The organism is Bacillota bacterium, from assembly GCA_018818595.1.
Lineage (GTDB): Bacteria > Bacillota_I > Bacilli_A > Izemoplasmatales > Hujiaoplasmataceae > JAHIRM01.
This window is the reverse complement of record JAHIRM010000048.1, coordinates 1-4,962: the sequence shown is the minus strand read 5'-3', so window position 1 is coordinate 4,962 and position 4,962 is coordinate 1. Positions and strand designations below refer to the sequence as shown.

Genomic DNA, 4,962 nt, shown 5'->3' with positions numbered 1-4,962 from the left:
TCCACTGTTAACATCCTCCTCTCCTCTGATAATAGATTTGCTCTCTTGAAATCTGTATTATCAGAAGTCTATTACAGGTGGGTCAATTTTGGGTTGTAATTTCTTGCTTTAGTGGGTCAATTTTAGGTTATCAAAACTAGGGTATTTTCCTTTTATTTGGGCAGCCGCATATAATCCATCAATATCTTGTCCTTTAAGAACAATATCGAGCAAAGTCGACCCTGGTTGTCCCGCTCTGCGAGATGCTTTGATAATTGCTGAGGACCCTTTGAAAGTATTTATGGTTTTATAACCTATTGAGCTAACCATTCTTGAAAGCTTTTTTAAGGTATCTTTTTCGTCATCCAAAATTAGAATCGGGTGTTCTTCAATCGCCTGGTCAAAATATTCGTTATTTTCACAAAATTTATATGGTTTCATAATTTTTCCCTAAATGAAATAATATTATTTCCCCAAAGGTATTTTGACAACGAAAGTACTTCCTTTATTAGTATCAGTATCAAATTCAATGCTTCCTCCATGATTTTCAACAATTAAATATTTAGAAATAAACAAACCTAAGCCGACTCCATCTTCTTTATAAGTAGTAAAAAATGGTTCAAAAATTTTTTTCTTGTTTTTGTCGTAAATGCCAGTACCGTTGTCTTGAATACTAACTATGCTAATTTTCTCATCTTTCTTAAGTTCTGTTTTAATTTGGATAGCTGTTCTATCATACGATGCTCTAATGGCATTCATTATCAAGTTGATTAAGACTTGTTCAATTTGAAATTCATCTACTAAAAGCGAATTCCCAGTTTTGTTGCTATGATCTGATTTTGGATTATCTAAAGCAGGGTCAGGTTTGAAAATTACTTTGATCTTCTTTTTTCCAAAGGCTGTTCGAGTGATTTCCAAGGCAGAATTTACAATATCATTCAGGTAATAATTTTTCTTCTCTGCTATAATCCCTTTTTTAAATTTTTGAAGCTTTAATGTAAGATTGTAGGTTTTTAAAATTTGATTATTTACTAAATTGATCTCTTCTAATATATCGTTCATTTCTTTTGAGCTGTCGAGTTTTCGAATTACATCAGCAAAGTGACTTAAAGTAAGGGCTATACTGTTTAAAGGATTTTTAATTTCGTGAATTAATCCTGTGCCTAATTGTGCAGCTGCAACCGCATGAGACGTTGCAAATAGTTTTTTTGTTGTGGTGAGTCTATTAGTTTCAAGGTACGATCGATCTAATACGGTTGCAAATTGTTGCATTAAAGGACCATATACATCAATATGTGTTATAAAATTGTTTGCTTCAAGACTTTCCAAGCAAATAAAACATTGTTTTGCAGCTTTAACTGGAATCTGCAAACCCAAAGCAGAAATAGAGGAACTATCCAACATAGGCTTATAATTGCTATGGTTAAAATTTGTAACTTTAAATGTGTTGCCTTGATGTTCCACTTGATTTAGGATGTATAATTCGTCATTCATTCCAAGCTGTTTTAAAGGTTCTTTAGTATTTAGTTCTTCAACCAGCTTAAAATTTCTCTCCTCAATTTCATAAATCCCTCCACATGCGGCATTAAAAATACTAATCATACCCATTAGTATTCTTAAATAAATTTCATCATTTCTAATTCCTGGTTTGTTTATTTCAACTAGAAGATCGAAGATACGTTTTGTTCGACCTCTAAAAGATTGTATTCTTTGGTCTTCAAAAAGTCCCATGCTGCCAACATCTTCGTTAAATCTATTTTTTAAAATACTGGCGGTCAAAAAAATTGGAATTTTTTTCCTATTTTTTGTAAGGATATAAGTCTCATGGCCTTTATAGATAGTATTATTTTTTATTTTATACTTTATTTCTTTCGCTTCTTTCAATCCACCCCAATAGATATCTTGAATATGGATATTTTCAAATTCATCAGCTTTTTCATATTCTAAAAGATTGATAGCTTTCTGATTAATGAATCTTACAAATCCATCGGGATTGACGCAAATAATTGCGAAAGGACTATTGTTAATCATTGAATCTTGTAAGGTTATTATGTTTCCATAAATTGCAGCATCACAAAGCAAATCAGTAACTCTACTAAACTGATGAAATTTAAAATAATCCTGCTTTAGCAATTTTTCATTGTCAAACAATAATATCAGATATCCAATTAATCGATTCAAAAATTGAAGAGGGACAATTTTATGTGGGGCAATAGAATTTAAATATTCTGATTCAATAAGAATTGAGGAGCCATGCTTAGATCCAAAAGAAATGTTCTTCCCTTTTAGTATTTTACAGTTATCAATTAGCTTTGTCTTGAATTTCTCATCATTTGCTTCATATATTCTCAGATTCTGTTTGTTATTATAGAATATCAAATGAGCGTCTTTGGCATGAGTACTTTCCTTTAGATAATCGACTATTTTTTTAAGAAGAATTCTATTGTCGAAAGATTCGTGGAGCATGCTCATTGATTCGTTGATGGGGTCGTCTATAATTCCGATTTGCTTTTTGTACTTGTCAATTCTTTTTCTAGTATTAAATGCTACGGCTATATTATTAGCTAATTTATTACAAAGTGAAATCTCTTGTTTTAAAAAACGCCGTTTTTTTGTCATCATATCAAGGCTAAATGATCCAATGACTGTATCATTTAAAACGACAGGCACTATTAAAGTCGATTTTACACCAAGATGCTTGAAAATCTGTTTCACGCCCCCTAATTCATTGTAGGACTCGATATCGTAGATGTTAATTTCTGTTTTGTTTCGAAAAAGGTTTTCCTCTACATCAATCCCTTCTATTGGAACTTTTGTGCCAACTATATTGAGATTTGGATAATCAGAGACTATTTCAGCATATGGTTTGTGTTCATCTCTTAAAACGAGTCCACAATGGTCTACTCCGAAAATATTAACGGCAAATGTACAGGTTTTTTTTAAAATATGGTCAAGGTCATAAAGAGAGTTTATATCTAATGATAGAGAATTTATTTGATTAAGGACTTCTGTTTCGAGTGTTTTATTTCGTTTGTTTATTGATTTACATATTGCTGAATTAATTTCTTTTGTAACATCGTCACAGTCTATGTAATGCACAGAAGGAAATTTTTTATAAAGTTGAATAAATTCATCAGATGAATTGTAAATATAAATTATTTGAATATTTTTACATTTTTCGCTTAAAAAGCTTATTCTTTCAATCGCATCAGCTACTATACTACAATTTAATATACATAAATAATATGTATACACTGAATTCCTTATGTAGCCTATCAGATCGTCAGAGCAGTTGATCTGATCTATCCCAATAATCTTAAACTTGGAACCTATATTATTTCCAATTACTTCTTTTATATCACTTGTTAATGATAAAAGCAGCATACTCGGTTCCTACCTTTGTATTTATAAAGTGACCCCCTAATTAATTCAAAATTCAAACTCAAAAAGAATTATTAGAAGAAGATTAGATTGTCAAGGAATATGGTTAATGGGTTGAGATATGAATGTTCAATTTTTTGACAGATAATTATTTACTATTAATCTTGAAAATGTACCTCGTTAAGAATACGATAAACAAACCAACAATAAATAATACAGCACCTGGTGCAGCATCACTTATATCGCTTTCGACTCCAATAAATTTTGCGGTCCAACTTGTAGAGCCTGCAACACCATTTAAAAAGAGGACAATACCACCTATCACACATAATAGTCCAACCATTAAACCAGCTATTGAATAAATCAAATGATGTTTTGATAATGTTTCAACAGTTTTTGGATTATTGGTTGCAAAGCTGTCACTTACTCCAATTCTATGAGTAACTACAGTTGCTGATTTTTCATCCTTCGACATATTCCCTCCATTTTTAAAACAAAAGATCTATTGTCAAACGTTTAAGTGTAAAGTTCAAATCGAGGCACAGCCTACGTGAACACCAACATCACCGGTGAAATCCGGTGCATGTTGATTGTTGAGATTTTTTTTAAGGGTCAAACGTACCCCGGATCCCTTTTTGTGTTTCTTTGATTTTTCATTCATACTCTCATAAATAAAGATAGCTGTGATAAAGCTAAAATAGCTATCGTGCTAGATTTAAGATTGAAATCTTCTTTTTTTGCTTCACCATGCGCAACTGAATGTCGACTCACTTCAGGACTAGTGCCGGGTGCAAAATTCGCAAAATATATATTTTCTAAATAAAATTGAAACTTATCGGGTAATAGCAGAGATTGATACGTTCTGCGCTTTTGATGATGTGATATTATTGTTTTAGTCAGATTCTTTGAATTTGGCTTTGTTGTATATCCTTCTGTATTATGGAAAGATCTCATTACCCCTTCGATACGCGGATAAAGAATTGATGTGCAACTTATATAATCGTCGGCTAAATACCTTTCTATTGCCTTATCTATAATTTCTTTATGTTCTCCAAAATATTGTGACAAACTTTCAGTAAATGTGGTTTTGTTTAATAAGTTCACTACTTCTTTATGCGCCTCATGCAACAAATCATCTAATTCCCATCCTTCTCTTGCGTGAGAAATCATTTTTTTAATAAAGTTGTCATCCAGATATGAAAATGGGAACCACTTTTGCGATAAGATTGTATCCCACGTCTGCTCGTCAATTTTAAAACGATCCTGAAAAAGTAAATAAGTGTAATAACTCCCCAATGTTTCTTCGATATCGTAATTTCGTTTGTCTTTATGGTGTAGCGGCTCTAAATCGTATATAAAACCTTGACGCCAACCAACTGAAAAAACATATAGATATCCATCATCTTCAGTGATGGTAGCATTTTTAAATTTCATTTTCCCAATATCGAGAATACGATTAGCAGTGTAATGAAGCTCAAAGATATCCCACAAATCTCATCTAAAATCTCACGTAATTAGCCCTACGTAATATTCCCCAGGTATTTTATTGTAAGAAAAAAATCGAGTTTTTCGTAGCCAGCAGGAACCGCCGGATGCCTTTTA

At 32.0% G+C, this 4,962-nt stretch carries 4 protein-coding genes; all 4 read right to left on the bottom strand.

Going from position 1 to position 4,962, the window contains the following annotated elements; translation table 11 throughout:
* Positions 1–108: 108 nt before the first annotated feature.
* The gene (locus KJ971_07605; GenBank protein MBU1145696.1) at positions 109–420 is read right to left on the bottom strand and encodes a hypothetical protein; all 312 of its coding nucleotides are present in this window, start codon (positions 418–420) and stop codon (positions 109–111) included.
* A gap of 24 nt (positions 421–444) precedes the next feature.
* Positions 445–3,363 (bottom strand): GAF domain-containing protein, encoded by a 2,919-nt coding sequence (locus KJ971_07600; protein MBU1145695.1) that lies wholly within the window; start codon positions 3,361–3,363, stop codon positions 445–447.
* Between the two features lie 145 nt (positions 3,364–3,508).
* Positions 3,509–3,835: a hypothetical protein gene (locus tag KJ971_07595; protein MBU1145694.1), complete on the bottom strand. Its 327-nt coding sequence runs from the start codon at positions 3,833–3,835 to the stop codon at positions 3,509–3,511.
* Between the two features lie 182 nt (positions 3,836–4,017).
* Complete coding sequence (locus tag KJ971_07590) at positions 4,018–4,794, bottom strand: hypothetical protein (GenBank protein ID MBU1145693.1); 777 nt, start codon at positions 4,792–4,794, stop codon at positions 4,018–4,020.
* Between the last annotated feature and the right edge of the window lie 168 nt (positions 4,795–4,962).

What these genes read in the sequence shown, in the direction of transcription:
- KJ971_07605 (MBU1145696.1), bottom strand. Translation starts at nt 420, where the DNA reads ATGAAACCATATAAATTTTGTGAAAATAACGAATATTTTGACCAGGCG.
- KJ971_07600 (MBU1145695.1), bottom strand. Translation starts at nt 3,363, where the DNA reads ATGCTGCTTTTATCATTAACAAGTGATATAAAAGAAGTAATTGGAAAT.
- KJ971_07595 (MBU1145694.1), bottom strand. Translation starts at nt 3,835, where the DNA reads ATGTCGAAGGATGAAAAATCAGCAACTGTAGTTACTCATAGAATTGGA.
- KJ971_07590 (MBU1145693.1), bottom strand. Translation starts at nt 4,794, where the DNA reads ATGAAATTTAAAAATGCTACCATCACTGAAGATGATGGATATCTATAT.